Below are 26420 nucleotides of genomic sequence, written 5' to 3'. Positions count from 1 at the left end.
GGCGTGCTCCGGTCAGACAGGGACTTCTTCGACGTCCAGCCCCATGGCGTGGGCTGCCACGGCGGCCAAGTGCGCCGTCGCAGTGGCCGGGCCGGGTGAGGGCGCAAATGCGCCCAGCGTCTCCCCGTCGTCCCCCCAAGGTGCAGCGATACGGACCCTTTGCCAGACGGGGTTGGACAGCGTGCGATCAATCTGGTGCACCAGTTCCACCATGCCCTCATAGCCGGCGTAGGCGTAATAGCGTTCCTGGTTGATGTCCAGCCAGGGCATGCGGGCCTTCAGCGCCACGAACTGCGAGCGGCCGCCGCTGAGCATGATGTCGGCGCGCGCGTCGCGCAGCAGGGCGTACATCTCGCGCGGCGTCATGTCGTCGATCATGTGGGCGTCAGCACCCTCGCCCAGGATCTCCTTGAGCTTCTCCTTGTCTTCCTTGGTGCTCTTCTTGATGCTGGTGCCGACAATCTCCATGCCGCCTTCCTGCAGCGCAGCCACCACTGACCACGACTTCACACCGCCGGTGATCAGCAGCACGCGCTTGCCGGCCAGGCGTTCCCTGTAGCTGGCGATGCGCTTGAACGCGCGCGCCTCTTCCACCTCAATGAGGCGCTCAGTGCGCTCCAGCAACTCCGCGTCGGCACCCTGCTGCACCAGCAGGGCCGAAATCTGGCGCAGCGTGTCACTCATGTCTCCGATGCCGTAGAACGAGCCCTCGAAGTACGGGATGCCATAGCGCTGCTGCATCTTGGTCGCGATGTTGATCATCGACTTGCTACAGACCATCATGTTGACCTTGGCACGGTGGGCCGAGGCGATCTCGTTGTACTTGCCGTCGCCACTGATGCAGGAAAGGATGCGGATGCCCAGCGCGTCCAGCAGCGGCTTGACCTGCCACAGCTCGCCGACCAGGTTGTACTCGCCGATGATGTTGATGTCATACGGCGTGGTGAACTCGGGCTCCACGGTGCCGATCACGTAGTCCAGGAGGGCCTCCGCGCCCAGCTTGTTGCCCAGGTTCTTGGGGCCGGCGAAGCCCGGCGCATTGACCGGGATCACCGGCTTGCCAAACTTCTCCGCTGCGCGCTTGCACACCGCCTCGATGTCGTCCCCGGTCAGCGCGGTGACACAGGTCTGATAAACGAAGACCGCCGGCGGGTCGTACTTCTCAATGACTTCGCGGATCGACTTGAACAGGCGCTTCTCGCCACCATAGATCACGTCGAGTTCGTTGATGTCGGTGGTAAAGCCGGTGCGGTAGATCTGCGAGTGCGATGACGCGCTGTGGCGGTTGTCCCAGCTGTTGCCCTCGCAGGCGATGGGGCCGTGTACCAGATGGGCCACGTCAGCCACCGGCTGCAGCGCGATCTTGGCACCGTCAAACGCACAACCGCCCGCCGCCGCGCCGGGCGAGAGCTGCTTGGTGCAGCCCTTCTTGCGTTCCTTCGCGCTCTTGCTCTGGTTGATGTCGCACCCGGGCTCCTCGAACACCTCAGCGATCTTGGCCTTCAGCGATACCGACATGGCGAGCTCCTGTCAACGTGGTTGAGGGGCTCTCTGCAGGTTTGATGCCAGGGCGTTCGGGCGGTTTTTGAGGGCTTTTGTGAAGGGTTTGGAGCAATACCGACGGATGGTTTGCGACAGAGCCGGTCACACGTCCGTTGGGAGCGGCTTGCCTTCGTAGTGCAACGCGATCCAGCGCTGCAGCTCAGCCACGTGACCGGCCTCTTCGTCGGCAAACTCCTTCGCCAGGGCGCGCAGCTCGGGGTCGATGGTGGTCTGCATGACACCGGTGTAGTAGTCCAGCCCGCCCTGTTCGGCCTCCAGCGCCACCTGCAGGGCCTGCTCGCGTCCCAGCAGGGGGTCGGCCGCCCAGATCGCGGCTGCCTCGGGGCTCTCGATGTCGGGCCAGGTGTAGTCCTCGGGGCGCAGCGGCGGCAGATTGCGATAGCCGGCGCGCTCACGCGCGTCGGCCAGGTGCAGCTTCGAATAGTCCGCCAGTTGGCGGAACAGGCGCCCCACTTCGCGGTTGCCCTGGGTGGCCATCGCATCGGCCAGCTGGCCGAAACGCAGGGCTGCCTCCTGCTCGATGCGGATCGCGTGAGCCAGGAATTCTTCAACGGAGTTCATACAGTTCCTTCATCAGTGGTGCTCGCTGAGAGCGTGCCTTGTTCAGCACACGCCGCGGAACCGGGTTTGCCGGGCCGCTGGTGGGGTCCCCCTACCAGGGGGATGACGCGAAGCGGCGCAAGGGGGTAGCCATCAGTAGTCGATACCGAACCACCACGGTTCGCGCTTTTGCAGGTCGGCAACCAGTTCCAGCGTGGCCGGCACCAGCGAACGCACGGCATACCAGACCGCTTCGCGCCGGGGCTGGCCGCCGGTTTCCAGCAGGTGGTGCAGCTGCCCCCAGCCCTGCCAGTCGATGCGGTGCAGCCGGGCGCGCAGCTCCGGCGCCAGATGCGCCAGGGTCTGGGACATCACCAGCAACTGCGCCTCCACGGCGTGCAGCGTGGCCGCGCTCTCGAAGAGCTCATCCTCGGTCTGCAGCTCGGCCAGCAGGGAACCGATGGTCGCGCCAGCCATGCGGACGATGTCGCACTGCATGCGGTGGAGCATGGCACCCCTTCAAAGATCGTCCGCCAGCACTTCCAGCGACAGCAGTTGCTGGTGCAGCGCATGGCGGGCGCGCCAGCGCGGCTTCGCGCACAGCCAGTGGTCGGCACCTTCAGCCGCCAGCACCGCCTCCTGGTCGCTCCAGTAAACGCGGCACTCCCCGGGCCGCGCCTGGAGCGCAGCCAGTAGAGCATCGCGCACGCTCACCACGTCCGCGCTGAGCACACCGCGGCCCAGCAGGTGATCGGCGCGGTAGAGCGTGGTGTCCCAGCCGTATTGTTCGCCGAGCGCACAGACCGAGGGGAATGCAGCGCGCACGGCGACGTCCACCCGCTCGTGGCCCAGCGCCTCCAGCAGGGCGCGCGGCGTCACCTCGTCATGAATCTCCCAGGCCTCCAGCGGATCACGCGCGGCCACCTTGCGTGCAAGGTCGGTCAGGTGGTAGGCGAACCAGGCGATGGGTTCGCCCGAGGGCGGGCACTCGATCACGTAGATCATGTCCGCACGCTCATTCCACGCCCTCGGCCACGGCTTTGGCCCACATGGTGCGGCGCAGGCGCTGCGCGATCGCCGCCGGGCGGGTGTCAACGCTACGCTGCGAGGCCGCCATGGCACCTTGGGCGATGGCGGCCTCCTCGTGCGTCAGCGGCAGGCGCCCGGCCATGTGCGTGGCGCCGGGCACCGCCGCCAGGATGGCCTGCCGGTTCGGATGCTCGGTCACCGGCACCAGCGTGTCGGCCTCCTTCAACCCCGCCAGACACACCCACCCCTCCATCACCTCGACCGCCCGCCCATCCAGCGTGTGCTTGACCAGGATCGCGCTCATGAAGATGCCCCCAAGTAAAAAGGAAACCCCACGACCGAGGGGAAGCCCGGCAGAGGATGCGATGAATCCAGATCGCCAGGCCACCCCGCGCCACCCCATGCAGGGGTGACGCACGCGGCGTGGCCCCAGGGTCAACGGATGATGTCGTACGAATAGTCCGTCTTGCCCGCCACGATGGTGTTCGCGTCCAGCGCTTCGAAGAACTCGTCCAGCAGGTTGACCAGCACGCGCATGCCGCCCTCGTAGCCCCAGGTGGGAAAGCGGTGGTAGTGATGGCGGTCGAAGATGGGAAACACCATGCGCACCAGCGGCGTCTTGGTATCGCGCTCCAGGTACTTGCCGTACGTGTTGCCGATCAGAAAGTCCACCGGCTCGGTGAACAGCAGCGACCGCAGGTGCCACAGGTCGCGCTTGGGGTAGGCCTTGCAGCCGGCGCCATAAGGGGAGCTATCGAAGAGCTTCTGCACTTTCTCGGCCCAGGCGTCGTTGCCGTTGGTGGCCAGCACATGGGCAGGCTCGGCGCCCAGCTCCAGCAGGAACCGTGTGTAGCCCAGCATCTGGTCGGGGTCACCGTACAACGCGTAGCGCTTGCCGTGCAGGTGTGCCTGGCTGTCGGCCATGGCGTCGACCAGCAAACCGCGCTCCAGCTCCAGCTCGGCCGGGATCGGCTTGCCGGTCAGGCGGCTGATGGCCATCAGGAATTCGTCGGTGCCAGCCACGCCCACGGGAGCGTTCAGCACCACCACTTCCTGGCCCTTTTCTGCAAGATACTTGCTGGTCTTCTCGCAGCAGAACTCCTGGAACACGATGGTGGCCTTGGCGTGCAGGCCCGCAATCACCTCTTCCTTGGTGGTACCGCCTTCGTACATGCGGAACTCGCCGTCGGTCGGCGTACTCCACGAGCCCGAAGGGTCGCACAGCACGTTCACCTTCACGCCAAACAGGCCGAAGATGCGGCGCATCTCCTTCATGTTCCCGACGACGAAGCCATCGAAACCGGCGATGAAGTTGATACTGTCGTCGGGCACACGCTCCAGCTTCTCGGCTGTGCCGGCCTTGCCATCCCAGAAGTGCTGCAGCACGCCCAGCAGGGCGTTGTCGTAGCCGGTGATGTGGCTGCCGACGAACGCCGGAGTGTGGGCAAACGGCACGTCGAACTCGGCGGGGACCGAGCCTTTTTCCTTGGACGTCTTGATGAAAGCGTTCAGGTCATCACCGATCACCTCGGCCATGCAGGTGGTGGACACCGCGATCATGTCGGGCTTGTACAAGCTGTACGCATTGGCCAGGCCGTCGACCATGTTGTTCAGGCCGCCGAACACGGCTGCGTCTTCCGTCATGGACGAGGACACGCAGGACGTTGGCTCCTTGAAGTGGCGCGAGAAATGCGAGCGGTAGTAGGCCACGCAGCCCTGCGAACCGTGCACGAAGCTCAGGGTCTTGTGGAAACCGTTGGCCACATAGACCGCGCCCAGGGGCTGGCAGGCCTTGGCCGGGTTCACGGTCAGCGATTCACGGGCGAAGTTCTTGGCCTTGTAGTCCTCGGTCTTGGTCCATTCGATGACCTGGCCGATCTTCTCGTCGCTGTGGTTGTATTCGAACTGTTCCTTCTTGTTCTTGAACAGTTCCTGGTACTCGGGCTCACGGAACAGCAGTTCGTGGTCGAGGATCTTGTCGGCGGATTGGGGCATGGCGCTCTCCTTGAAACGGGGGTGGGGTCAGTTCTTCCAGGGGGCTTTCGTGAGGCCCCAGATCGGCGAGCTGATCGCCATGTCCATGTCACGGGCGAATATGGCAAAGCCGTCGTAGCCGTGGTAGGGGCCGCTGTAGTCCCAGCTGTGCATCTGGCGGAACGGCACGCCCATCTTCTGGAACACGTACTTCTCCTTGATGCCCGAGCCGATCAGGTCCGGCTTGACCTTGTCGACAAACTGCTCAAACTCATAGCCCGTCACGTCGTCGTAGATCAGCGTGCTGTCCTTGATGTAGTGCGTGGTGCGCTGGTAGTCGTCGTTGTGGCCGAACTCGTAGCCGGTGCCCACCACTTCCATGCCCAGGTCCTCGTAGGCGCCGATCACGTGGCGCGGACGCAGGCCGCCCACATACAGCATGACCTTTTTGCCCTGCAGGCGCGGCTTGTACTTGTCGATGACGGCCTGCATCAGTGGCTTGTATTTGGCAATCACTTCTTCGGCCTTGGCCTTGATGGCATCGTCGAAGTGGCTGGCGATTTCGCGCAGGCTCTTCTCGATCTGGGTCGGCCCGAAGAAGTTGTACTCGCACCATGGGATGCCATATTTCTCTTCCATGTGCCGGCTGATGTAGTTCATCGAGCGGTAGCAGTGCAGCACGTTGAGTTTGGCCTTGGGGGTGTTCTCCAGCTCGGCAATCGTGCCGTCACCGGACCATTGCGCGATCACGCGCAGGCCCATTTCTTCGAGCAGGATGCGGCTGGACCAGGCGTCGCCACCGATGTTGTAGTCGCCGATGATGGCCACGTCGTAGGGAGTGGAGACGAAGTCCGGGCGCTTGTTGGGGTCCGTCTTGTCGAACACCCAGTCGCGGATGGCGTCGTTGGCCAGGTGGTGGCCCAGCGACTGGCTCACACCGCGGAAGCCTTCGCAGCGCACGGGCACGATGGTCTTGCCTTCGTACTCCTTGCTCTTCTTCTTGGACACGGCTTCGATGTCGTCGCCGATCAGGCCGATGGGGCACTCCGATTGGATGGAGATGCCCTTGTTCAAGGGGAACAACTCCTGGACTTCGTCGATGATCTTGTCGAGCTTCTTGTCGCCGCCGAAGACGATGTCCTTCTCCTGGAAGTCGGAGGTGAACTGCATCGTCACGAAGGTGTCCACACCGGTCATGCCGATGTAGTAGTTGCGGCGCGCGGCCCAGCTGTACTGGCCGCATCCCACGGGGCCGTGGGAGATGTGGACCATGTCCTTGATGGGGCCCCAGACCACACCCTTGGAGCCCGCGTAGGCGCAGCCCCGGATGGTCATCACGCCCGGCAGCGACTTGATGTTGGACTTCACGCCGCAGTCGGGCTTGCCTTCTTCAAACGTGCTCAGGTGCTTGGCGCGGCGCTTGGCCATCTTCTCGGGATAGGCCTTGAGCACTTCATCAATCAAGGCCTTGTTGGCGGCCTTGCGCTCTTCAACGGTGGCGGTCATGGGGAAACTCCAGTGGATGGGGATGACACGTGGCCCCGCCCCGGCGGTGCGCTGCAAAGGCGCGCCGCCGGGCGGGCCGGGGGGCGATCAGGCGGCCAGTTCGGCAGCGGTCTTGCCGACTTGGGACTCGTCGATGGTCTTCATGATCCCGTGCTCCATCAGCAGGTCTTCCAGCTGGTCCATGGTGATGGGCGTGGGGATGGTGCCGTTGCCGGCGTTGTTGTGCACCTTCTGGGCCAGGGTGCGGTATTCGCCCGCCTGCTTGGACTCCGGCGCATACTCCAGCACGGTCATGCGGCGCAGCTCGGCGTGCTGCACGATGTTGTCGCGCGGCACGAAGTGGATCAGGCGCGAACCCAGCATCTTGGCCAGCGACTCGGCCAGCTCCAGTTCCTTGTCGGTCTGGCGCTCGTTGCAGACCAGGCCGCCCAGGCGCACGCCGCCGCTGTTGGCGTACTTCAGAATGCCCTTGGAGATGTTGTTGGCCGCGTACATGGCCATCATTTCGCCGGACATCACGATGTAGATTTCCTGGGCCTTGTTCTCGCGGATGGGCATGGCGAAGCCGCCGCACACCACGTCACCCAGCACGTCATAGGACACGTAGTCCACGCCGTCGTAGGCGCCGTTTTCTTCCAGGAAGTTGATCGAGGTGATCACGCCACGGCCGGCGCAGCCCACGCCTGGCTCCGGGCCACCGGACTCCACGCAGCGGATGTCGCGGTAGCCGATCTTCATCACGTCTTCGAGCTCCAGGTCCTCCACCGAGCCGGCCTCGGCCGCCAGCGAGAGGATGGTGTCCTGGGCCTTGGCGTGCAGGATCAGACGGGTCGAGTCAGCCTTGGGGTCGCAGCCGACGATGAGGATCTTCTGGCCCATCTCGGCCAGGGCCGCGAGGGTGTTCTGGGAAGTGGTCGATTTGCCGATGCCACCTTTGCCGTAGAAGGCGATTTGACGCAGGGATGCCATGTCAGTACTCCAATCGAGGAAGGGTTGAAACCCGGGTTGCGAAGGTCCGCGACCAGGTCAGCCTGACGTGCCTATAGGTCTTCTTATCTGGATCACGCATCGGCCGGACTTGTGTCCGCGCAGCCACTCCTTTGCACCTTCCGTGCCATGCGGTTCCAACTCCACTTTCACACCCCGCAAGTGCTTGTCTTTCAGAGGGAAATCCATGCTTTTCGCCGCCCGTGACGGACCTCGGCAGGCTTTGTTCAGAATGCGACAAAGCACGCCGCGCGCGTCGCAAACGGCACGCCTTCGACCAGCGCCCGCAGCGCTTTTGTGTGGGGTTTGAAGCGCTTTCGCGCAAGCGCTGCGCGCGTGGCGAACGTTGCGGGGCTGGTACGTTCATTGCAGACGGGGCCGGTGAGCTTTCTTCCCCAACCCACCAGGAACTTGTGATGACCACCCTCACCGCCCCCGTCGCGATTGAAGACACCGCGTTCGCCCGCCTGCAGCGGGAAGGCCGCCTGCTCAACCCGGTGCTCAAGGCGCCCACGCACGTGGACGGCCGCTTCGGCTTTCGCGGCGAACTGGCGCTGCGCTTTGCTGCCAAGATGGCCGACGAAGCCCGCCCGCCCGAACTCACCTGCGACCAGGTCATGGCGGTGGCCCGTGCGGGCGAGACGCACCTGCCCTTCTTCTGCGGCTGGCTGCTGTCCTTCGAGTCGCTCAAGGACGTGGCCGAGACGCTGGGCGACACGCTCAGCGCCGGTGGCAAGTACTTCCTGTTTTGCGACAACCTGGACCTCTCCAAGAAGTACCAGGTGCCCTACAAGGGCTCGATGTTCTACGTGCTGCCCATCCTGGAGAACACCGTCTACAACGAGATGCTCGAACTGCTCTACCTGGAGAAAGGCGACCTCAAGAAGAAGGACACCGCAGGCAAGCTCGACGCCGTGGCCGACGCCGCGCTCCAGTACGACGTCACCTACGACACCATCACCTACGACGAAGGCTTGGCGCTGATGGGCCCGGTGCGCAACGTCAACGAGAACCGGCCGGTCTGAAGGCTGACCGGCCGCGATGGACGATGAACCGGTCCAGCCCCACCGCTGGTACAGCACCAACCTCGTGGGCGTGCCCGCGCGGGTGCTGGCCAGCACCGCGTTCAACGCGCACCCGGTACCCCTGTCCATCGCCGGCACGCGCGAATGCCACCCTGGTCTGTTCAGCCTGCTCAAGCGCTGCCAGAGTCTGAACGACGCGGCGGAGGTCTTCGTGCACTACCTCGACATCGCCTTCGGCCTGCGCAGCCCTGCGGCCCACGAGGCGGCCGACCTGGGACCAGCCGAACGCCGTCGCTGGCGCAGCAGCTGGCGCAAGCTGCTGCAGGCCTGGGGCATGGACAACGCCAGCCCCGCGGGGGCCGTGCTCAAAGGCTGGGTGGAGAGCCGCTTCGGCCTGGTGCCCACGCACCACCGCCAGCCGCTGCAGCGTTTTCCGTCGCCGGCCTGGGTCACCTACCTCGAAGAAAAGACCTTCAGCCGCCTGCACAACAACAACATCCACCAGCAGCTGGACCTGGTGTTCGAGTTCTGCCAATGGGCGCTGCAGCGCTTCGGCCTGCCGGGGCATGCAGCCGCAGGTGCGCCCCATGTGCGGCTGTGGCGCGGCAGCACACGCTGCGACGAACAGCTTGTGGCCGGAACCCTGCAAAACCGCCACTGCACCGTGCGGCTGAACAATCTGGTGTCGTTCAGCCTGTCGCCAGAAGATGCGGGCTGCTTCGGCGACTGGGTGTTCGAGGTGCGGGTGCCCGCCAGCAAACTGCTGGTGTTTCCGGGCCTGCTGACCGGACAGGTGCTGCAGGGCGAGCAGGAGGTGCTCGCCCTGGGCGGAGACTACGAGGTGGTGGCACGTTATGGCTGATCTTCACCCCGCCCCTTTGCACATCGCCTTCCACGCCCGCTTCGACAAGGCCCTGGGCGCCTATCTGGGGCTGGCCATCGGCGACGCCCTGGGCGCCACGGTGGAATTCATGCGCCCGCGCGAGATCCTGCTGCACTACGGCACCCACCGCGACATCGTCGGCGGCGGCTGGCTCAAGCTCGCGCGCGGCCAGGTCACCGACGACACCACCATGAGCCTGGCCCTGGGCGACGCGCTGCTGCAGGGCGGTGCCAGCGGCATCACCGCCCTGCGCGACGGCCAGGACAACACCCTCGTGCGCCACATCGGCGACGCCTACCTGGCCTGGTGGCGCGCCGGCCCGGTGGACTGCGGCAACACCTGCCGCCGCGGCATCCTCCGTTACCTGCACGATGGCAGCCTCAGCGGTCCGCCCAACGACGGCGACGGCGGCAACGGCGCGGCCATGCGCAACCTGCCGGCGGCCCTGGCCACGCTGGGCGACCGCGCGGCGTTCGAGCGCCTGTCCCTCGCACAGGCCCATGTCACCCACCACCACCCTCTGTCCGATGCCGCCACGCTGGGCCTGGGCCGGCTGCTGCGCGGGCTGATCGCGGGCGACGACCACGCGCGCCTGTGCCAGCGCATCGACCAGTGGGTGGCCGAAGAACCGGCGTTCCGCCACACCCCCTACCACGGCCGCGCCACCGCCTACGTGGTGGACACGGTGCAGACCGTGCTCCACTTCATCCGCACGCACGAGGACGTGGAGGACGCCGTCATCGCCACCGTCAACCAGGGCGACGACGCCGACACCACCGGCGCCCTGGTGGGCATGCTGGCCGGCGCGCGCTGCGGCGCCAGCCGCCTGCCCTGGCGCTGGGTCAGCCGCCTGCAACCGGCCACCGTGCGCGCCATCACCGACCAGACCAGCGGCCTGCTCGCCCTGGCGGACCAGCTGTCCGACACCACCGCCGTGCCCACCGGAGCATCCGCATGACCCACGTCGTCTTCTTCGAAAAACCCGGTTGCAACGGCAATGCCCGCCAGCGCGCCGCGCTGCAAGCCGCCGGCCACACGCTGGAGCAGCGCAACCTGCTGACCGAGCCCTGGACGCGCGAAGCCCTGCTGGAATTCCTGGCACCGCTGCCCGTGGCCGACTGGTTCAACCGCGCCGCCCCGCGCATCAAGAGCGGCGAGGTAGTGCCCGAAGCGCTGACCGCCGACGCCGCCCTGGCCCTGCTCATGGCCGATCCCCTGCTCATCCGCCGCCCGCTGATGCAGAACACCGCCGATGGCAGCCGCCATGTGGGCTTCGACACCGCCGCCGTCAGCGCCTGGATCGGCCTCGAACCCTCGGCCCAGAGACCGGCCTCGCTCGAAGGCTGCAGTTCCCCCACCCACGCGTGCCGCACCGGAGACCACCATGCCGCTGTTTGACTACCACTGCAAAGCCTGCAACGCCGACTTCGAGCTGCTGGTGCGCGCCAGCACCGTGCCCACCTGCCCGCACTGCGCCAGCACCGAGCTGGACAAGTGCGTCTCGCGCATCGCCCCGGCCGGCAAGATCGAAGCGATCCGCATGTCCAACCGGCGCGCGGCCGACGCGGCCGGCCACTTCAACCACTACAGCCCATCCGAACGCGCGCGGCTGCTCAAGGGCAAGAGCGTCTGACCTAAGGGGCGCCATGAGCGACACCACCGGCCACGGCGCCGACGCCTTCTTCCGCGAACAGCGCGCCGCCTTCACGCACACCCTGGCCACGCAGGGCAGCGAAGCCGCGCTGCTGCAGGCCTGGGACAGCTTCGACGGCAACGTCGCCATCCAGAGCGAAGGCCAGCCCCCGGTGGAGTGCGCCAAAGGCTGCGCCAGCTGCTGCACGCTGCGTGTGACCGCCCTGGCGCCCGAAGTGTTTGTGCTGGCCGACTACCTGCGCGCCACCGCCCCCGCCCTGCAGCGCCACGGCATCGACCTGATCGGTGCCGTGCGCGCAGCCGACGCCGCCACCCGAGGCCTTCATGAGGCCACCCGGGTCGCCGCCCGCCGCCGCTGCGCCTTCGTCGTTCAAGGCGTGTGCCTCCTCCACCGCGCGCGGCCCCTGGCCTGCCGCGGCCACGCCTCACACGACCGGCGCGCTTGCGCCGACGCCGCTGCCGGCCGCGTGGACGAAGTGCCCTTCTCCGGCCCGCACCGCCTGGTGCGCCTGCTGCTGCAGTCCGCCCTGCAGGCCGCGCTGCGCGACCAGGGCAAAGCCTGGGGCGCCTACGAACTCAACCACGCCCTGGTGCTGGCGCTGGACCGGCCCGGCGCCCAGGCCGGGTGGAAACAGGGCGAAGACCCGCTGGCTGATGCGGCAGCGGATCTGGAGTTGCGTGCGGCGATGGCGGCGGGGTTTGATGAGATGCGGCTGTGAGGGCCGAGGCGCGTCCAGCGCGGGGGCGACGCCGTCGAACCACCGGGCCAGCTCGCGTTCGAAGCCGGCGTTGTAGGCCAGCACGGCGCCCTCAGTGCCCAGCGCACACAACAAGGTTTCTGCAAAGGCGCGGCGCGAGTGGCTGCCCCCGGAGGGGCGCGATTGAGGCTTGGGGTGGCCCAGCGCCTGAATCAGCCGATCAAAGCCACCGCCTTGATCTGCGCCCACACGGCCTGACCGGGCTGCAGGTACAGCGCAGCGGCCGAACGCCGCGTCAGTCGCGCCAGCAGCGACGACGAACCACTGCCCACTTTGAGTCGGCACAGCACCAGTGCCGGGTGGTTCTCGTCGCCCAGCGCATCCACCACCACCGGCAGGCTGTTGAGCAGGCTAGTATCGGCCGACGGGGACAGCGCCAGGCTCACGTCGCGCGCCAGGATGCGAATGCGCACGGTGGTGCCTTGGCCCTGCCCGCCGTCGCGCACCCACAGGCAGCCGCCGGGGAAGGCGATGCGCGCCAGGTGCCACTGCAGATCCCGCTCCACCACCACACCTTCCAGCACCACGCCCGCGTCCTCGCCCAGACGGATCGGCAGGTCCACGCGCGACAGCACCTCGGCCAGCGGGCCGGAGGCCACCACGCGGCCCGCTTCCATGGCCACGATGTGGTGGGCCAGCCGCGCCACTTCGTCCGGCGCGTGGCTCACATAGACCACGGGGATGTCCAGCTCGTGCGTGAGCCGCTCCAGGTAGGGCATCAGCTCGTTCTTGCGCGCCAGGTCCAGCGCGGCCATGGGCTCGTCCATCAGCAACAACTGCGGGCCGGTGAGCAGGGCACGTGCAATGGCGATGCGCTGGCGCTCGCCGCCCGACAGGCCGTCGGTGCGGCGCTGCAGCAGGTGGCCGATTCCGAGTAGTTCGATGGCGCGTTCGCGCGCCACGCGCTGCCCTGCGTCGCCGGCGCGGCGGCGGCCGTAGTCCAGATTGGCTTGCACGCTCAGATGGGCGAACAGCGTCGGCTCCTGGAACACATAGCCCAGCGGGCGGCGGTGTGTGGGCAGGCTGTGGGTGCCATCCTGCCAAATCGCGCCGTTGACCATGCAGCGGCCTTGCGGCGCGGCATTGAGCCCGGCGATGCAGCGCAGCAGCGTGGACTTGCCGCAGCCCGAGGAGCCGAACAGCGCGCTCACGCCCTGGCCTGGCAGGCTCAGATCCACATCCAGCGTGAAGCCGGGGAAATCCTGCCGGAAACGGATATCCAGGGTCATGCTTGGCGCCTCCCCTGCAGACTGTTCAGCGCCAGCAGCACCGCGAACGAAAACACCAGCATGCCGCCAGCCAGCCCATGGGCGTTGGCGTAGTCCATCGCTTCCACATGGTTGTAGATCGCCATGGACAGCACCTGGGTCTTGCCCGGGATGTTGCCGCCGATCATCAGCACCACGCCGAACTCGCCCACCGTGTGCGCAAAGCCCAGCACCGCAGCGGTGAGCAGGCCCGGCCGCGCCAGCGGCAGCGCCACGGTGAAGAAAGCGTCCCACGGCGAAGCGCGCAAGGTGGCCGCCGCTTCCATGGGCGCACGGCTGATGGCGGCAAAAGCCTGCTGCAGCGGCTGCACCACGAAGGGCATGGAGTACAGGCAGGACGCGACCACCAGCCCGGCGAAGTTGAAGGGTAGCAGGCCCAGGCCCAGCGCCTGGGTGAGCCGGCCCACCGGCCCGTTCGGCCCCATGAGCACCAGCAGGTAGAAGCCCAGCACGGCCGGCGGCAGCACCAGAGGCAGCGTCACCACCGAGCCGACCCAACCTTTGAGGCGGGATTTCGTGCGCGCCAGCCACCAGGCCACGGGCGTGCCCAGCAGGAGCAGCAGCGCTGTGGTGAGGGCCGCCAGCTTCACGGTCAGCCAGACGGCGGCAAGGTCTTGTGCGGACAGCATGGGAGGCCCTCAACGGCGGAAGAAATCCACCTGCACGTCGCGCGGCGGCGCCGTGAACGGAGCGGAGGTGACCAGCAGGTCGGCGCCGGCGGCCACGTAGGCGGCGGCGTTGTCGGCACGCACTCCGCCGGCGGCGGCCAGCAGGGGCCGAACGGCCAGCGCATCGACGGCCGCTCGGCATTCGGCCACCGCGGCGGGGCTGAACTTCTCCAGCTGCAGCACTTCGGCTCCGGCCTGGGCCCAGACCCGTGCCTCGGCCACGTCGCCCACCTCGACCACGGTCTTCTTCTCGGGCTGCGCGCGCCGCAGCCGCGCCACCGTCGCCGCAGGCGCTTCGTCCACAAACAGCCGGTGCTCGGCAAACACCAGCAGCGTCTCGGACAGGCCGAGCCGGTGCATCACCGCCCCGCCCGTTTTCACAGCCTTGACCGACAGGGCCTTGGTGCCCGGCACGTTCTTGCGCGTGCAGGCCACGGCAACGCCCCTGGCCTGCGCCACGATGGCCGCCGCTGCAGACGCGATGCCGCCGGCCCATTCGACCAGGGTCTGCGCGGTCTTCCAGGCGCGGTGCAACTGGGCGGCGCTGCCTTCGGCCACCAGCATGCATGCGCCCGCATCGAGCGCGGTGCCCGAGTCCACCCGCCAGATGACTCGCGCCCCCACCAGCTCGAACAGCCGCGCGGCTTCCTCGGTACCGCAGACCACCATTGATCCACGGGCGCCGAAGTCCAGCCGGGCAGCGGCAGCACCGATGGCCAAGCTCTCGGTGGTGAGGTCGCCGCAGGGCGTGTCGTCCAGCAGCAGACGGCTCAGTTCCTCGTCGCTCAGAGCTGGCGACATGACGTTCACTTGCCCAGCTCGTAGCCGTAGGACTTGATCACCGCCTGCGCCTTGGCGCCTTGCAGATACTTGAGTAGCGCGACGGGGCCCGGCTTGTCCTTGCCGGAGTTGAGCAGCACCGCGTCCTGACGGATAGAGGTGTAGAGGTCGGGCGGAACGATCCAGGCAGAGCCTTCGACCTTGCCGTCCTTGAGCACCTGCGACAGTGCCACGAAGCCCAGCTGCGCGTTGCCACTGGCCACGAACTGGTAAGCCTGCGCAATGGTCTCGCCGGTCACAAGCTTGGGGGCAACCGCGTCGTACACGCCCAGTTTCTTCATTGCCTCCACCCCAGCGGCGCCATAGGGCGCGAGCCTGGGTTCAGCGATGGCGAGGCGCTCAAAGGTGGCACGCTTGAGCACGGCGCCCTGCTCGTCCACCAAGCCCGGTTGGGCGGACCACAGCACCAGCTTGCCGATGGCGTAGCTGAACGGACTGCCGGCCACGGCGGCGTTTTCCTTCACGAGTTTGGCCGGTGTTTCGTCATCGGCCGCCAGCAGCACCTCGAACGGCGCGCCGTTCTTGATCTGTGCGTAGAACTTGCCGGTGGAGCCGAACGAGGCGACGAGCTGGTGTCCGGTCTCCTTCTCAAACTCGGGCGCGATCTTGTTGAACGGCGCGGTGAAGTTGGCAGCCACGGCCACCGGCACCTGGTCGGCGCGCGCGCCCATGGCCGCCAGCAGCAGGCCGGCGAAGAAGGAAGGGACAAGTGTCTTGAGGGTCATGGGAACACTCCTGGGCTGAAAAACAGTACTCAACGGCGGGAAAACAGATCGCGCACCTTGCACAGCGCGGTGGTGACGTCAAAACGCGTGTCGGGCAGGGCCTCGCCGGCCAGCACCTTCTGCAGCGCGGCGCGCGGGTCGGTCTCGCTGGTCAGCAGCACCTCGGCGCCCCAGGTCTTCATGTGGCGCAGGAAGCCGTCACCCGCGCTGCCTGCGATCAGCACCTGCACGCCGTGCAGCGGGTGCGGTCCGTTGTCCTTGAAATGGTGGGGCAACTGCTCCTTGGTCAATACGATGCGCTGCGGCTCAGGTAAGGGCGCATCGGGCTGGCAATCGAACAGCAGCCACTCGCGGGTCTGGCCGGCGTGACCGCTGACCTGGGTGCAGTCTTTGTGGGTGGCGATGGCGACTTTCATGGGTGCCTCTCAAGAATGCGTGGGATCAGTCGGTGGACACCAGGAACACGCTGGAGGCCTTGAAGACCGCGGTCACCGGCTGGCCCACCGCCAGGCCCAGTCGTTCCACGCTCTGTTCGGTGACGACAGCGGTCAGCACGTGCTGGCCGCCGGGCAGGTCCAGCGTCACCTCGGTGTTGACCGGACCGTGATGGATGGCTTGCACCCGGCCTTGGAACTGGTTGCGCGCCGAGACCCGCGTGTCGTTGCTGCCCACCAGGAGCACGACGGACGATGCCTTGACAAAAGCCATTACCTCGCGGCCTTCGGCCAGGCCCAGGTTCTGCACCGATTCGTTGGTGACGATGGCCGCAAGCGCCAACGACGGCGCCAGGCGCAACGTGACTTCGCTTTCCACCGGACCGGAGCGGATCGCGACGATGGGACCGCTGAACTGGTTGCGGGCGCTGGTTTTCATGGAGAGCTTTCTCAGGACCTGCCGAAACTCGGCGACATTGGGGGCACCAGCCTGGGTGAGCCGTTCGCTCAGCCGCGCCAGCGCTGCCTGCGATTCCTGCTCAAGGGCGCGGTAGAAGGCGATCAGGCGGCGGCCGAAATCGGTGAGTTCGCTGCCGCCCCCGTGGCGTCCACCGGTGGCGCGCAGCACCAGCGGTTCGGGCGCGACGTTGTTCATGTCATCCACCGCATCCCAGGCGGCCTTGTAGGCCATGGGAACGGCCTTGGCCGCCTGCAGGATGGAGCCGTGCTGGTCAATCGCTTCCAGCAAGCGGATGCGCTTGTCGCCCAGAAAGCTGCCCACGGCGGTGTCGATCATCAGCTTGCCCGTCAAGGCCGGCGGGGTGTGGCTCGTGGGGCGGGGGGAATACATCGCCAATCCCCCTTAACGGCAACCGCCCCACGCGGGGGTCCGCACCTGGCGCAGCACCCATTCGTAGGGATAGCGCGGCGCGCGCTCGGCCGGCTGCCCACCCATGCAAAGCGACCAGCGCTCAGCCCAGGCCCAGCAGGCCTTGCGCTCGCGCTCCGACAGGTCTGAGCCGTCAAGGCCGCGCATGAAGGCGAGCAGCCAGGCGTGGCGAAGCCGCGCGCCGGGCCGCCGGGGGTCCGGTTGCCCCCCGTTCACCGCGGCATCCCTTCGCACAGCGAGAGTTGTGGCACCACCACGGCCGAGCACCCCTCCTGCACGACCTTGTGGCTGGTGATCCAGCGCCGGTCGGGCAGGCGCCAGGCGGTCACGGTCTCGATGCGGACCGGCGCTTCGTAGAAAAACTCGTCGTCCTCTGAACGCAGAGCGGTCTCTACGTGGCGGAAGGCGCAGAAACAGGCCTGCCCCTGCGCATCCAGGCCCAGGCTGCGGTCCGCCACGATGTGATAGTCCCGCTGGAGTTCAAAGCGCAACGGCACCACCACCACCCCGATGAGATCCTTCGGCAGGTCTTCCGTCCAGGCCACGCGCCGCGGTCGCTGGCCGTGGCAGGCGTTGTGTTCGGTTCTGTACAACGTAGGGAACATGACAGGCTCCTTGGAACATCGGATCAGTCTTGGTAGAGATGGCTACACAACGGGCCGCCCGGCAAGCTGCGCTGTAGCGGTTCCTACACAACGCAGTGCTGACAGCGGCGTTGGTGCGTACTTTGCAAACAGCGGGCCAGGTTTCAGCCCGGCGCCATCACGAACCGCCGCGGGTGGCTCTGGCGGTACACACGCAGCCACCCGTTTGCTCGATCCGGTTCACCAAGGCGCTGGTGGCGATACGGCTCATGCGCCGTCTGCCACTAGACGAAGCTCAACAGCTCCACGGTGACCGGCTCGTCGCCCAGCACCGCCTGGCATGCCAGGCGCGACTTGGAGCCGACGCCGACCAAGGTGTCGAGCTTCTCGTTTTCCAGCTTCTGGATGCGCGGGAGGGACTTGCGGCCTTCGGTCACGAAGATGTGGCAGGACCCGCAGCTCGCGTTGCCACCGCATTTCTGGGCGATGCTTTCACCGGCAGCGAGCAGGGCCTTCATGATGGTGGTGCCAGCAGCCACTTCGTAGCTTTTGCCGGAGGGGAGAACGGTCAGGGTGGTCATGGTTTTCTCGGTGGTTCGTGGGGCAACAAAAATCTGGAACGGCTCAGGCGGTCTCGGCCTGCAGCGCATGGGTGAGTCGGGCCGCAAAGTCGGCCAGCGCCATGGGAACGCGGACAATGCCCTGCTCTTCGAGGAAACGGGCTTCCATGCGCGTGGGCTCATGGGGAAGCACGGCCCAGTGCGTGGTGCTGGAGCGCTTCATGATCTGGCGTGCAAAGCTGCGCGTCAGCTGGTCGTCGAAACGGCAGCCCAGGAACAGGAAGCCCTTGCCCTTGCGGCGTTCCTGCACCACGGCCGGGATGGGGGTCTGGATATCGATCTCGGTCAATACCTCGACATAGTCGCTGTCGGAGACCAGGTAGTTGCTGGCCGGACTGCGGCCGCCCAGAGGGCGGTAGAGCAGCGGCGTGGCGCTGGTGGCTGGGGTCTCGGCGATACGGCCATCGGCGCCATAGTCGGCCGTCCACTGCCCGAAGTGCTCGGACTGGGACAGACCCTGTAGCTGGTGCCAGTCCCCCTGCGGCCGCGCCGCCCGGAGCGCCGCCAGAAAAGTGTCGTCGTACCACGTGTCCACCCACAGGGTGGCGCCGCTGGCGGCCAACGCACGGTGCAGTGGCGAGGGCGCAGGCACGCTGGCATAGGCCTCGTCCATGATCATCACCACCGACTTGCGGTGCTTGAAGTTCTCGATGAACTGCGCCGCCTGGGTAAGCCGGTTGCGGATCTTGTGCGGCACGCTGACCTTGGCAGTCATGACCGCAGCCAGTTCGGCCGGCGTGGCCGGTACCCGCACATCGGCACACAGCGACAGCATGCCGGAGCCCAGATAGGGAATGGCGCTGCCTGCATCCAGCCGGAAGGCAATCTCGGCGATCAGACCATCGATGAGTTCGGACATGGGATTCCTTCAGAGGTAGATCGCAGCACCGGCACCCACATTCGTGGCGGTGTCCTTCAGCGTCTTGACGATGTACTTCACCTGCGGCGCGTCCAGGCCGGTGTGCAGGGGCAGCGCGAGCGCGCGGTCGCCGATGCGGTCGGTGTCGGGCAGCACGCCGCGCTGGCGGCCGGACGCACCGGCGGCGCTCATGTAGAAAAACTGCTGGTGCAGCGGGTGGCTGTAGGCGGCGGTCTCGATGCCACACGCCTTCATGTCCTCGATCATCTGGGCGCGCGCGCTGGCAGTGAAGCGCTTGCCAAGGTGCACCACGTAAAGCATCCAGTGCACCTCGTCCACGTCCTCCGCCAGGTATGGAGGCTTCACGCCCTCAAAGCTCTGCATCTCGGCGTGGTACCAAGCCTCCACCTGTTTGCGCCGCAACAGGCGTTCGTCCAGATCGGACAGCTGGGCCAGTCCCAGCGCGGCGGTCAGCTCGCTCATGGAGGCCTGCAGCGGCACGCGCGCGCCGATGGACACCGAGGCCCGGTCGGACAGACGCCGCTGGCGCAGATAGCGCAGTTCGATGGCCAGCGCATCATCGTCGGTCAGCAGCATGCCGCCCTCGCCGGTGCACAGCGCCGAAGGCGTGGAGAAGTCGAACACCGACACATCGCCAAAGGTCCCGACATTGCGCCCCAGGTAGCGGGAGCCCAGTGCCTCGGTGCTGTCCTCGATCAGCTTCAGGCCGTGGGCATCGGCCAGCGCGCGCAATGCGTTCCACGCGGCCGGGTGGCCATTGGTGTTGCCGGCCAGGATGGCGCGGGTGGCGGGCGTGATCTTCAACGCGGCCTTTTCCGGGCTCAGGCAACCGCTCCAGTAGTTGATGTCCGCGAACACCGGCGTCGCGCCGGCCAGCGTGACGGCCTGCGCCACCTGGTGCCAGGTGTGCGCGGCGCAGACCACCTCGTCGCCCGGGCCGATGCCCATCGCGCGCAGGGCGATCCAGGTACCCAGCGTGCCGCTGCCCACCGCCACCGCGTGCTTTCGGCCAACCCAGCGGGCGAACGCCTGCTCGAAAGAGTCAAGCATGGGCCCGTCGCTCCAGCGGCCCGACGCCAGGACGGCCTCGACCAGCGAGGCCCCCTGCCCGCTGACCAACGATTCGCACAGCGCAATGGTCTCGACGTCCATGGGGCCTCCCTTCAGTGCTGGGTGAGGATGAAGACCGAGGCCTCGTCGGCGCTGTGCGTGACGTGCCAGCAATGGCCATCGCTGGCCGCCAGGTAGACATTGCGGTGCCCCAGCCGCAAGGCCGGAGTCTCGTCCTTCATGTCTCCCTCATCCACCACAATGGCGCGCACGCCGGGGTAGCGGCCGCGCAGGATGGTGGCGGCGTCGCGCAAGGTGGGGGCATAACCCACCACCTCGCTCGCGCCCCGCAGTTGTTCGCCGGACAGTGCCATGCTGCTTCTCCCTGAAAGGTCATTCCCCGGCCGAAGGCAGCTTGCGCGCCTCGACGGTGATCGGCAGCGGCGTGTCGGCCGCCATCGCGGGCAGGTCCAGCTGCCAGCCGTTGGCCAGCGTCACCAGGCCGCCCCACAAGGCCGGGTTCACCATCGCGACGATGGGCTCCTCCAGGTCTTTCTTGGGCACATAGGCGCTGAGCAAGCCCTTGCTGTCTTTGCGGATCATCACTTTCATGGTCGGCTCCAGGACGGGGGAAACGGGGATTCAGGCGGCCACGGCTTGCGCCGCAGGCAGCAGGGATCGAAGGGTGGGCAGCGCTGCAATCAGCGTGTCCACGTCGGTATCGGTGGTGGTGCGGCCCAGCGAAAGGCGGATGGCGCCCAGGGCCTCTTCGTCAGGCACGCCCATGGCGCACAGCACGTGCGAGGGGGCGCTGCCCGAAGACGAACAGGCCGCGCCGGACGAGGCCGCAAAGCCCAGGCGTTCCAGCCGGCCCAGCAGCACGTCGGCCTCCCAATTGCCCACCCGCAGGAAGCTCACGCCCGGCAGCCGGGGCGCACCGCGCGACCAGATATGCACACCCGGCAGTTCAGACTGCAGTGCACACTCCAGGCGGTTGCGCAGAGCAGCCTGCCGCGCGGCTTCAGCGCCCAGATCGCCCAGCGCCTCCAGCGCCGTGGCCAAGCCCACGATGGCGGGCAGGTTCTCGGTACCGCCGCGCCGGCCGCGCTCCTGCGATCCCGGCATGGTGGGCCGCAGCGGCACGCCCTGGCGCAGCAGCAGCGCGCCCACGCCCTTGGGGCCATTGAATTTGTGGGCCGACAAGCTCACGGCGTCGGCGCCCCATTCACTAAAGTGAAACGGGCGCTTTCCGATCCATTGCGTGGCATCGACATGCAGGCGTGCGCCGGCCGCGGCGGCAAGCGCCGCCACCTCGGCCACCGGCATCAGCGCGCCCGTCTCGTTGTTGGCGGCCATCAGTGACACCAGGGCCACGTCACTACGGATCAGGCGCGCGGCGGCGTCCAGATGGAGCGTGCCGTCGGGCTGCAGCGGGATGAGATCCACCGGCGTGCCGGCATCCATCAACTCGCGCGCCAGCTTGAGGTGGCCCGCGTGCTCGGCCGCGCTGAACAGCACACGCCGCCGGCCCGCCGGCGCGGCTGCCAGCAGGCCCCGCACCGCAAGGTGGTTGGCCTCGGTGGCGCCGCTGGTAAACACCACCTCGGCCGGCTTGCAACCCAGCGCTTGCGCCACCGCCGACCGCGCCCCCGCGAGCACACGGGCCGCCGCCTGGCCCGGCCCGTGCTTGGACGAGGCGTTGGCCCAGCTGTCCGCCATCACCGCGCCCATCGCACCAATCACCGCAGGCAAAGGCGGCGTGGTGGCGTGGTGGTCGAGGTAGATCATGGCCAGAACCTCCGCTGCGCATCGACACAGAGGATGTCCAGCGCCTCACCCAGCAATAGCCCCTCGGCGCAAATCTCCCACACACCCGCCGCATGGTCGCGCGCCTGCAACCGCCAGCGCCCGTCGGCGGACGGCGTGAGCAGCGCGATGTCGATCACGCCACCCTCGGGGTCCACATTGCGCGAGCAGCACGGCGCCTCAATGCGGAAGCCCTCGCCTTCCTGCAGCACGCGCGGCTGCACGTAGCGGTAGCGCACCCGGTCCTTCAGCGCACGCTCGATGAACGGCCGCAGGAAGCCCACGACCGGTGCGGCCGCGGGATCGGGTGGAGCCGTGCGGGCCATGGCGTTCATCCCCCGGCCCCCTCCACATCGGCACACCAGCCCGCAGGAACGGGCGCGAGTTCGATTTCAAGACAGCCCACCACGCAACGGCCGAAATCCACCAGGTACACCGGCTCGTTGATCTCGCTGGCATGGCCAATGTTGACCACCTCACCCACATCGCCGCGTGCCGCCAGCAGCGCATCGGGCTCGCGCTCGGGGTGGCTGCCGTCGTTGACCAGGTCGTCCAACGCCACCACGCGCTGACCCCAGCCGTAGACAGGCTCGCGCGGTTCCACAAAGGCGGTTGGGTCCAGGGTGTTTTCGGTGTTCATGGGGTTGCTCCTGCATCAAGCGGTTTTCCGGAACCGAGGTCTGCCAAGGCCCCGGCCTTTTCGCCCAACTGCGCCAGCACCTCCTCGGGCAGGTGGTCCAGTGTGCAGAGTTCCTTGGCGCGCATGCCCACGCGGTGGCCGGTGTCGATGAAATCCACCGCGTAGATGTAGAACTGCTGCAGGAAGGTGTTGATGCTCACCACATAGCCCACATCGCCCTTGCTCACCAGCACCTCTCCGATGTCCTTCCCCCGGTAGGTGCCATCGTTGCGCACCACCGAACGCGCGACCACTCGCTCGCCAAAGGCGAAGCGCGGAGGCTCCGCCACCTCGATCACGTCGTCGTCGCGCACGATGTCAGCCATGGGGCGCCTCCCTCGGCTCTGCCAGACGATCGCGGACCATCTGCCGTACCTCGCTGTCGGTGTCGTCGCGCAGCGCGGCCAGCTGCGCCAGCGGCACGCGCCGTGCCACTTCCCAGCGCACGCGCCAGTCCGGGTCGTCCGCCATGCGGCCCAGCAGCGCCTCGGGCAGGCTCTCGGCCACGGCGCGCCGCACCTCGGGCTCGGGGTCACCGACCAGGATGAACAGCGTCGGCATCGGTAGCCGCCGCGCGACAATCTCGCGCACCGAGCGCTCGGGGTCGTGGGCCAAGGTCGCCAGCAGCGCCAGCGGCAGCCGCTGTGCCACGATTTCGCGCACGCCGTAGTCGCTGTCGTGCCGCATCCCGCCCAGCCGCACCGGGTCGATGCGCTGTGCCACCCGCAGGCGCACCTCGCGGTGCGGGTCGTGCATCAGGCGCTCCAACTGCGCGGGTGGGAGCCGCGCCGCCACCTGTAGCCGCACCGTCTCGTCCGGGTCGTTCATCAGCCCGTTCAAACGAAACACGCTGGCGTGCCGTGCTGCAATGGCGCGCACTTCGAAATATGGGTGCTCCAGCTGCTGGTCAGCCAGCTCAGGATGCCAGCGGAAGAAGCGGTCGATGCGGCGCGCGTAGGCGTCCTGCATGCAGGCATGGCCCGGTTGGCAGCCGTGGCCGCTGATTTCCTCGTTCGGGCGCGCGCGCAGGTCGATGTAGGCGCAGGCCTCGCAGTCCAACGGCCCGCCCCGCCAGTCCATCCGCGGAATGTCGCCTTCTGGCGCGCGCGCCGCCAGGCGCTGTGGCCGGGCGGGAAAGCTGGCGGCGGCGCCCATCTCAAACCGCCTTCCGGATGGGGGCCCAGCCGCGCGCCGGATAGCCGCCTGGCCCTTCGGCCGGCAGGATGGGCTCGCCCGCGTCATGGCCCGCCAGCACATGCGAGAGCAGCCCGCCGCCCAGGTGGTCCTGCGGGTCGAGACGGCGCAGCTCGCCCAGCATCAGGCGCGCCTCGTCCAGCGCGCGCAGGCGCAGGTTCAGGTAGGCCAGGCCCTTGAGCGTGAAGAGGTAAAAGCGCACCGCTGCGTCGCCACGCACCGCCTCCTCCTCGGGCGGCACATCGCCGAAGTCCGGGCCGAGCGCCGTGCGCGCAATCGCCAGTGCGTCCTCGCCCGCTGCGCGGGCCTGCACCAGGGCGTGGCCGTAGAAGTGGAAGCGGTAAACCGCAATCACCGGCGCGGGGTGCTGCGGTGCCAACACCCGCGCGCGCTCCAGCAGCGGCAGCGCCTCGCCGGGCCGGTCGCGCAGCGCGCCCGCCTGTGCGATCAGCGCCTCGACCACAGGCGGCAACGCCCCGCCGATCACCGAAGCCGCAAAGGCCGCGGCGGCGGCTTCGAAGTTCCGGTCGGCGGCGTTCACGTCGGCCTCTCTGGCGCCCGTCTCAGGACACCAGGGCCGGGCGACCGCCGCGGCCGATGGACCCGATCTCGATCTTCACCACACCCGGAGGCGCCGCGTTCTCGGCGCTGCTGCAGCCGCAGGCCGCCTGCTTCGGGTTGATGATGTTCAGGCCCGACGAGGTCGGCGTCTCGGTGAAGTCGATAGTCACACCGTCCAGCAGCATGCGGCTTTCGGCCGGCAGAAAGAACTTCAGGCCCGAAACCTCGAACACCTGTTCGTCGTCCTTAGGGGCCGCCTCGGCACTGAATTCCGAGCTGTAGCCCGAACAGCCGCCGGGCGACACCAGCAGACGGAAGCCGGCCGAGGGAATGCCCGAGAAACGCACCACGCGGCCAATGAACTTCTCGGCGGCCGGGGTCAAAGTGAAAGAAGTGGACATGGGTCAGGCCTTCACGATGCAGCCGTCCACCGGGCACACGGCCTGGCACTGCGGCGAGTCGTACTGGTCCGCGCACTCGGTGCACTTTTTGGGGTCGATCACGTAGGTGCCCCCTTTCTCGCGGATCGCGACATTGGGGCACTCGGGTTCGCAGGCTGAGCAGGCGGTGCAGGTCGAGGAAATGATCTTCAGGGCCATGGTGGTTCTCCTTCTGGTGGGGGTGTCGTGGGGAAACTGTCGCAGTTCAGGCCGCCGCCAAGCCGGTGAAGGCCCCTTGGCGGATCTGTGCATCGCCGCGGTCCTGGTGGGTCATCTCACCGGCCGCGATGCGGGCGCGATAGCCGTTGAACCAGTCGAGCGCGGCCTTCTCGATGAACTCGCCGCTGAACTGCTCCACCGGCTCGATACCAGCCTGCCGCAGTTCGTCGCGCGGGCAAGCGCCGATCTTGGCCACTAGCACGGCGTGGCAGTCATTGATGGCCTTGACCACGCTGGGCAGCTGCTCGTCGTCGCCATGGCCGCCCTGGCAGTACAGGTCCACCCGGCGGTGGCCGACGAACAAGGCCTCGGCAGCGCTGACTTCAAAGATCTGGAATTCAGTGACGTGGCCGAAGTGCTCGTTGACGCGGCCGCCCCCCTTGGTGGCCACCGCGACCAGTACCTTCATGTCGTGATCTACGTCCATCGCGGTGCTGGCGGCCAGCGCTTCGTGCTTGGCGGCGTGCTGGGCCTGGCGCTCTACTTCCACCTTCTCCTGGTAGGCGCGGCGCTTGTCCAGGTCGTACACGACCTCCATCGCATCGATCTTGTCCAGCGTGAATTCTTCCGAGCGGTCTTCGCCCAGCAAGCCCACCGCGTCGGCGCGGCACTGGCGGCAATGGCGCATCAGGTTGGCGCCCCCCGCGCAAGCGTCCTGCACGGCCTTCAACTCTTGCGCGGTGGGACCGCGCTGGCCCGTCAGACCGAAGTGCGTGCCGTGCTCCGCTTCGGAAATGAGCGGCATGATGTTGTGCAGGAAGGCGCCGCGCTTCTTCACCTCGCGGTTTACCTCCATCAGGTGCTCGTCGTTGATGCCGGGGATCAGCACCGAGTTGATCTTGGTGAGCACGCCACGCGCGGTCAGCATCGCCAGGCCGAGCATCTGCCGCTCGTGCAGGATCTTGGCCGCCTCGTAGCCGGTGACGCGCCGGTGGTTCCAGAAGATCCAGGGGTAGATCTTCTGGCCCACGGCCGGGTCCACCATGTTGATGGTGATGGTCACGTGGTCCACGTTGTATTGGCAGATCTCGTCCACATAGTCCGGCAGCGCCAGGCCATTGGTGGAGATGCAAAGCTTGATGTCCGGCGCCTGCGCCTGCAGCAGCCGGAAGGTCTCGAAGGTCTTCTGGGGGTTGGCCAGCGAGTCGCCGGGGCCGGCAACGCCCAGCACCGTCATCTGCGGAATCTCGCTCGCCACCGCCACCACCTTCTTCACCGCCTGCTCGGGGGTGAGCTTCTGGCTCACCACGCCCGGGCGCGATTCATTGGAGCAGTCGTATTTGCGGTTGCAGTAGTTGCACTGGATGTTGCAGGCCGGCGCCACGGCCACGTGCATGCGCGCGTAGTGGTGGTGGGCCTCTTCGGAATAGCAGGGATGGTTCTTGACCTTCTCCCAGATCTCAGGCGGCATGTCGCCGGGCCCGCCCGACGACCCGCAGCTGGCTTTGCCTTCGCCGCCGGAAGTGCCACAGCCGCCACCGGCTTCGGGTACATCGAGCTTGGCGCCGAGCGGCTTGATGGCGCCGATGGACACGTACGTCTTGGCGGGCAGGGAACCCGCAGCGGTGCTTGTCGACATGAAACCCCTTCCTGCGACCGTTCCGTGGCCGCTTTCCGGGACTTTTGCGAATTCCGTGCCAGCAAA

36 protein-coding genes are annotated in these 26420 nt (G+C 67.3%); 6 read left to right on the top strand and 30 right to left on the bottom strand.

Annotated elements, in window-relative coordinates:
* Positions 1 to 12: 12 nt before the first annotated feature.
* The 8 genes from nifE to nifH all read right to left on the bottom strand — a co-directional run bounded on the left by nifE (position 13) and on the right by nifH (position 7581).
* Complete coding sequence (gene nifE / locus LWW96_RS18100) at positions 13 to 1518, bottom strand: nitrogenase iron-molybdenum cofactor biosynthesis protein NifE (RefSeq protein ID WP_291489253.1); 1506 nt, start codon at positions 1516 to 1518, stop codon at positions 13 to 15.
* Between the two features lie 126 nt (positions 1519 to 1644).
* Positions 1645 to 2124 (bottom strand): ferritin family protein, encoded by a 480-nt coding sequence (locus LWW96_RS18095; protein WP_291489252.1) that lies wholly within the window; start codon positions 2122 to 2124, stop codon positions 1645 to 1647.
* Positions 2125 to 2256: 132 nt separating this feature from the next.
* A complete protein-coding gene (locus tag LWW96_RS18090; RefSeq protein WP_291489251.1) occupies positions 2257 to 2613 on the bottom strand; it encodes a hypothetical protein in 357 nt (118 codons plus the stop codon).
* 9 nt (positions 2614 to 2622) lie between these two features.
* Positions 2623 to 3108, bottom strand: coding sequence for a hypothetical protein (locus LWW96_RS18085; protein WP_291489250.1), 486 nt, complete (start codon positions 3106 to 3108; stop codon positions 2623 to 2625).
* A 10-nt stretch (positions 3109 to 3118) separates the two neighbouring features.
* Complete coding sequence (locus LWW96_RS18080; RefSeq protein WP_291489249.1) at positions 3119 to 3436, bottom strand: hypothetical protein; 318 nt, start codon at positions 3434 to 3436, stop codon at positions 3119 to 3121.
* Positions 3437 to 3567: 131 nt separating this feature from the next.
* The gene (nifK, locus tag LWW96_RS18075) at positions 3568 to 5127 is read right to left on the bottom strand and encodes a nitrogenase molybdenum-iron protein subunit beta (RefSeq protein WP_291489248.1); all 1560 of its coding nucleotides are present in this window, start codon (positions 5125 to 5127) and stop codon (positions 3568 to 3570) included.
* A 27-nt stretch (positions 5128 to 5154) separates the two neighbouring features.
* Entirely contained in the window at positions 5155 to 6612 is a 1458-nt protein-coding gene (gene nifD, locus LWW96_RS18070) for a nitrogenase molybdenum-iron protein alpha chain (RefSeq protein WP_291489247.1), read from the bottom strand.
* Between the two features lie 87 nt (positions 6613 to 6699).
* Positions 6700 to 7581 carry a nitrogenase iron protein gene (gene nifH / locus LWW96_RS18065; RefSeq protein ID WP_291489246.1) on the bottom strand — a complete coding sequence of 294 codons (882 nt, stop codon included), beginning with the start codon at positions 7579 to 7581 and terminating at the stop codon, positions 6700 to 6702.
* A gap of 434 nt (positions 7582 to 8015) precedes the next feature.
* Between nifH and LWW96_RS18060 the strand changes: the two genes are divergently transcribed.
* The 6 genes from LWW96_RS18060 to LWW96_RS18035 are packed head-to-tail and all read left to right on the top strand — an operon-like array spanning position 8016 to position 11879.
* On the top strand, positions 8016 to 8624 hold the full coding sequence (locus LWW96_RS18060; protein ID WP_291489245.1) for a hypothetical protein: 609 nt from the start codon (positions 8016 to 8018) through the stop codon (positions 8622 to 8624).
* 16 nt (positions 8625 to 8640) lie between these two features.
* Positions 8641 to 9486, top strand: coding sequence for an NAD(+)--dinitrogen-reductase ADP-D-ribosyltransferase (locus LWW96_RS18055; protein ID WP_291489244.1), 846 nt, complete (start codon positions 8641 to 8643; stop codon positions 9484 to 9486).
* Positions 9479 to 10465, top strand: a complete 987-nt coding sequence (gene draG / locus LWW96_RS18050) for an ADP-ribosyl-[dinitrogen reductase] hydrolase (RefSeq protein ID WP_291489243.1) — start codon at positions 9479 to 9481, stop codon at positions 10463 to 10465. Before LWW96_RS18055 ends, draG begins: the two co-directional genes overlap by 8 nt.
* Positions 10462 to 10905, top strand: a complete 444-nt coding sequence (locus LWW96_RS18045) for an ArsC/Spx/MgsR family protein (protein WP_291489242.1) — start codon at positions 10462 to 10464, stop codon at positions 10903 to 10905. Before draG ends, LWW96_RS18045 begins: the two co-directional genes overlap by 4 nt.
* On the top strand, positions 10892 to 11140 hold the full coding sequence (locus tag LWW96_RS18040) for a zinc ribbon domain-containing protein (protein WP_291489241.1): 249 nt from the start codon (positions 10892 to 10894) through the stop codon (positions 11138 to 11140). Before LWW96_RS18045 ends, LWW96_RS18040 begins: the two co-directional genes overlap by 14 nt.
* Positions 11141 to 11153: 13 nt before the next feature.
* Positions 11154 to 11879 carry a YkgJ family cysteine cluster protein gene (locus LWW96_RS18035; RefSeq protein ID WP_291489240.1) on the top strand — a complete coding sequence of 242 codons (726 nt, stop codon included), beginning with the start codon at positions 11154 to 11156 and terminating at the stop codon, positions 11877 to 11879.
* 191 nt (positions 11880 to 12070) lie between these two features.
* Here the strand turns inward: LWW96_RS18035 and modC are convergent, their stop codons facing one another.
* From modC to nifB, 22 genes are all read right to left on the bottom strand, one after another.
* Positions 12071 to 13147 (bottom strand): molybdenum ABC transporter ATP-binding protein, encoded by a 1077-nt coding sequence (gene modC / locus LWW96_RS18030; protein ID WP_291489239.1) that lies wholly within the window; start codon positions 13145 to 13147, stop codon positions 12071 to 12073.
* Positions 13144 to 13815 (bottom strand): molybdate ABC transporter permease subunit, encoded by a 672-nt coding sequence (gene modB, locus LWW96_RS18025; RefSeq protein ID WP_291489238.1) that lies wholly within the window; start codon positions 13813 to 13815, stop codon positions 13144 to 13146. Before modB ends, modC begins: the two co-directional genes overlap by 4 nt.
* 9 nt (positions 13816 to 13824) lie before the next feature.
* On the bottom strand, positions 13825 to 14655 hold the full coding sequence (gene modD, locus LWW96_RS18020) for a ModD protein (protein ID WP_291489237.1): 831 nt from the start codon (positions 14653 to 14655) through the stop codon (positions 13825 to 13827).
* A 5-nt stretch (positions 14656 to 14660) separates the two neighbouring features.
* The gene (gene modA / locus LWW96_RS18015; protein WP_291489236.1) at positions 14661 to 15419 is read right to left on the bottom strand and encodes a molybdate ABC transporter substrate-binding protein; all 759 of its coding nucleotides are present in this window, start codon (positions 15417 to 15419) and stop codon (positions 14661 to 14663) included.
* Between the two features lie 29 nt (positions 15420 to 15448).
* Positions 15449 to 15835 (bottom strand): hypothetical protein, encoded by a 387-nt coding sequence (locus LWW96_RS18010; protein ID WP_291489235.1) that lies wholly within the window; start codon positions 15833 to 15835, stop codon positions 15449 to 15451.
* Between the two features lie 25 nt (positions 15836 to 15860).
* On the bottom strand, positions 15861 to 16703 hold the full coding sequence (locus LWW96_RS18005) for a TOBE domain-containing protein (RefSeq protein WP_291489234.1): 843 nt from the start codon (positions 16701 to 16703) through the stop codon (positions 15861 to 15863).
* Positions 16704 to 16715: 12 nt separating this feature from the next.
* Positions 16716 to 16889: a hypothetical protein gene (locus LWW96_RS18000; RefSeq protein ID WP_291489233.1), complete on the bottom strand. Its 174-nt coding sequence runs from the start codon at positions 16887 to 16889 to the stop codon at positions 16716 to 16718.
* A 65-nt stretch (positions 16890 to 16954) separates the two neighbouring features.
* Positions 16955 to 17347 (bottom strand): hypothetical protein, encoded by a 393-nt coding sequence (locus LWW96_RS17995; RefSeq protein ID WP_291489232.1) that lies wholly within the window; start codon positions 17345 to 17347, stop codon positions 16955 to 16957.
* 263 nt (positions 17348 to 17610) lie between these two features.
* Positions 17611 to 17907, bottom strand: coding sequence for a 2Fe-2S iron-sulfur cluster-binding protein (locus LWW96_RS17990; protein WP_291489231.1), 297 nt, complete (start codon positions 17905 to 17907; stop codon positions 17611 to 17613).
* A 43-nt stretch (positions 17908 to 17950) separates the two neighbouring features.
* The gene (locus tag LWW96_RS17985; protein WP_291489230.1) at positions 17951 to 18805 is read right to left on the bottom strand and encodes an SIR2 family protein; all 855 of its coding nucleotides are present in this window, start codon (positions 18803 to 18805) and stop codon (positions 17951 to 17953) included.
* A 9-nt stretch (positions 18806 to 18814) separates the two neighbouring features.
* Positions 18815 to 19978 (bottom strand): DegT/DnrJ/EryC1/StrS family aminotransferase, encoded by a 1164-nt coding sequence (locus tag LWW96_RS17980; RefSeq protein WP_291489229.1) that lies wholly within the window; start codon positions 19976 to 19978, stop codon positions 18815 to 18817.
* Positions 19979 to 19989: 11 nt separating this feature from the next.
* Positions 19990 to 20250, bottom strand: coding sequence for a hypothetical protein (locus tag LWW96_RS17975; RefSeq protein ID WP_291489228.1), 261 nt, complete (start codon positions 20248 to 20250; stop codon positions 19990 to 19992).
* A gap of 19 nt (positions 20251 to 20269) precedes the next feature.
* Positions 20270 to 20488: a putative nitrogen fixation protein NifT gene (gene nifT, locus LWW96_RS17970; RefSeq protein ID WP_291489227.1), complete on the bottom strand. Its 219-nt coding sequence runs from the start codon at positions 20486 to 20488 to the stop codon at positions 20270 to 20272.
* A gap of 30 nt (positions 20489 to 20518) precedes the next feature.
* Positions 20519 to 21664: a cysteine desulfurase family protein gene (locus tag LWW96_RS17965; protein ID WP_291489226.1), complete on the bottom strand. Its 1146-nt coding sequence runs from the start codon at positions 21662 to 21664 to the stop codon at positions 20519 to 20521.
* Positions 21661 to 22017, bottom strand: a complete 357-nt coding sequence (locus LWW96_RS17960) for a hypothetical protein (RefSeq protein WP_291489225.1) — start codon at positions 22015 to 22017, stop codon at positions 21661 to 21663. The genes LWW96_RS17965 and LWW96_RS17960 overlap by 4 nt, the downstream gene beginning before the upstream one ends.
* Complete coding sequence (locus tag LWW96_RS17955) at positions 22014 to 22322, bottom strand: nitrogen fixation protein NifZ (protein WP_291489224.1); 309 nt, start codon at positions 22320 to 22322, stop codon at positions 22014 to 22016. Before LWW96_RS17955 ends, LWW96_RS17960 begins: the two co-directional genes overlap by 4 nt.
* On the bottom strand, positions 22319 to 22687 hold the full coding sequence (locus LWW96_RS17950) for a nitrogen fixation protein NifZ (RefSeq protein ID WP_291489223.1): 369 nt from the start codon (positions 22685 to 22687) through the stop codon (positions 22319 to 22321). Before LWW96_RS17950 ends, LWW96_RS17955 begins: the two co-directional genes overlap by 4 nt.
* Positions 22680 to 23516 (bottom strand): 4Fe4S-binding leucine-rich repeat protein, encoded by an 837-nt coding sequence (locus LWW96_RS17945; RefSeq protein WP_291489222.1) that lies wholly within the window; start codon positions 23514 to 23516, stop codon positions 22680 to 22682. The genes LWW96_RS17950 and LWW96_RS17945 overlap by 8 nt, the downstream gene beginning before the upstream one ends.
* 1 nt (position 23517) lies before the next feature.
* Positions 23518 to 24096 (bottom strand): hypothetical protein, encoded by a 579-nt coding sequence (locus LWW96_RS17940; RefSeq protein WP_291489221.1) that lies wholly within the window; start codon positions 24094 to 24096, stop codon positions 23518 to 23520.
* 22 nt (positions 24097 to 24118) lie between these two features.
* The gene (locus LWW96_RS17935; protein ID WP_291489220.1) at positions 24119 to 24517 is read right to left on the bottom strand and encodes an iron-sulfur cluster assembly accessory protein; all 399 of its coding nucleotides are present in this window, start codon (positions 24515 to 24517) and stop codon (positions 24119 to 24121) included.
* A gap of 3 nt (positions 24518 to 24520) precedes the next feature.
* Complete coding sequence (locus tag LWW96_RS17930) at positions 24521 to 24715, bottom strand: 4Fe-4S binding protein (RefSeq protein WP_291489219.1); 195 nt, start codon at positions 24713 to 24715, stop codon at positions 24521 to 24523.
* Between the two features lie 46 nt (positions 24716 to 24761).
* The gene (gene nifB, locus LWW96_RS17925) at positions 24762 to 26354 is read right to left on the bottom strand and encodes a nitrogenase cofactor biosynthesis protein NifB (RefSeq protein WP_291489218.1); all 1593 of its coding nucleotides are present in this window, start codon (positions 26352 to 26354) and stop codon (positions 24762 to 24764) included.
* Positions 26355 to 26420 lie beyond the last annotated feature (66 nt).

The organism is Acidovorax sp. (assembly GCF_021287135.1).
Taxonomy (GTDB): Bacteria; Pseudomonadota; Gammaproteobacteria; order Burkholderiales; family Burkholderiaceae_C; genus Acidovorax.
Note: the sequence above shows the minus strand (reverse complement) of the source record. Positions and strands in the feature narration are given on the sequence as shown.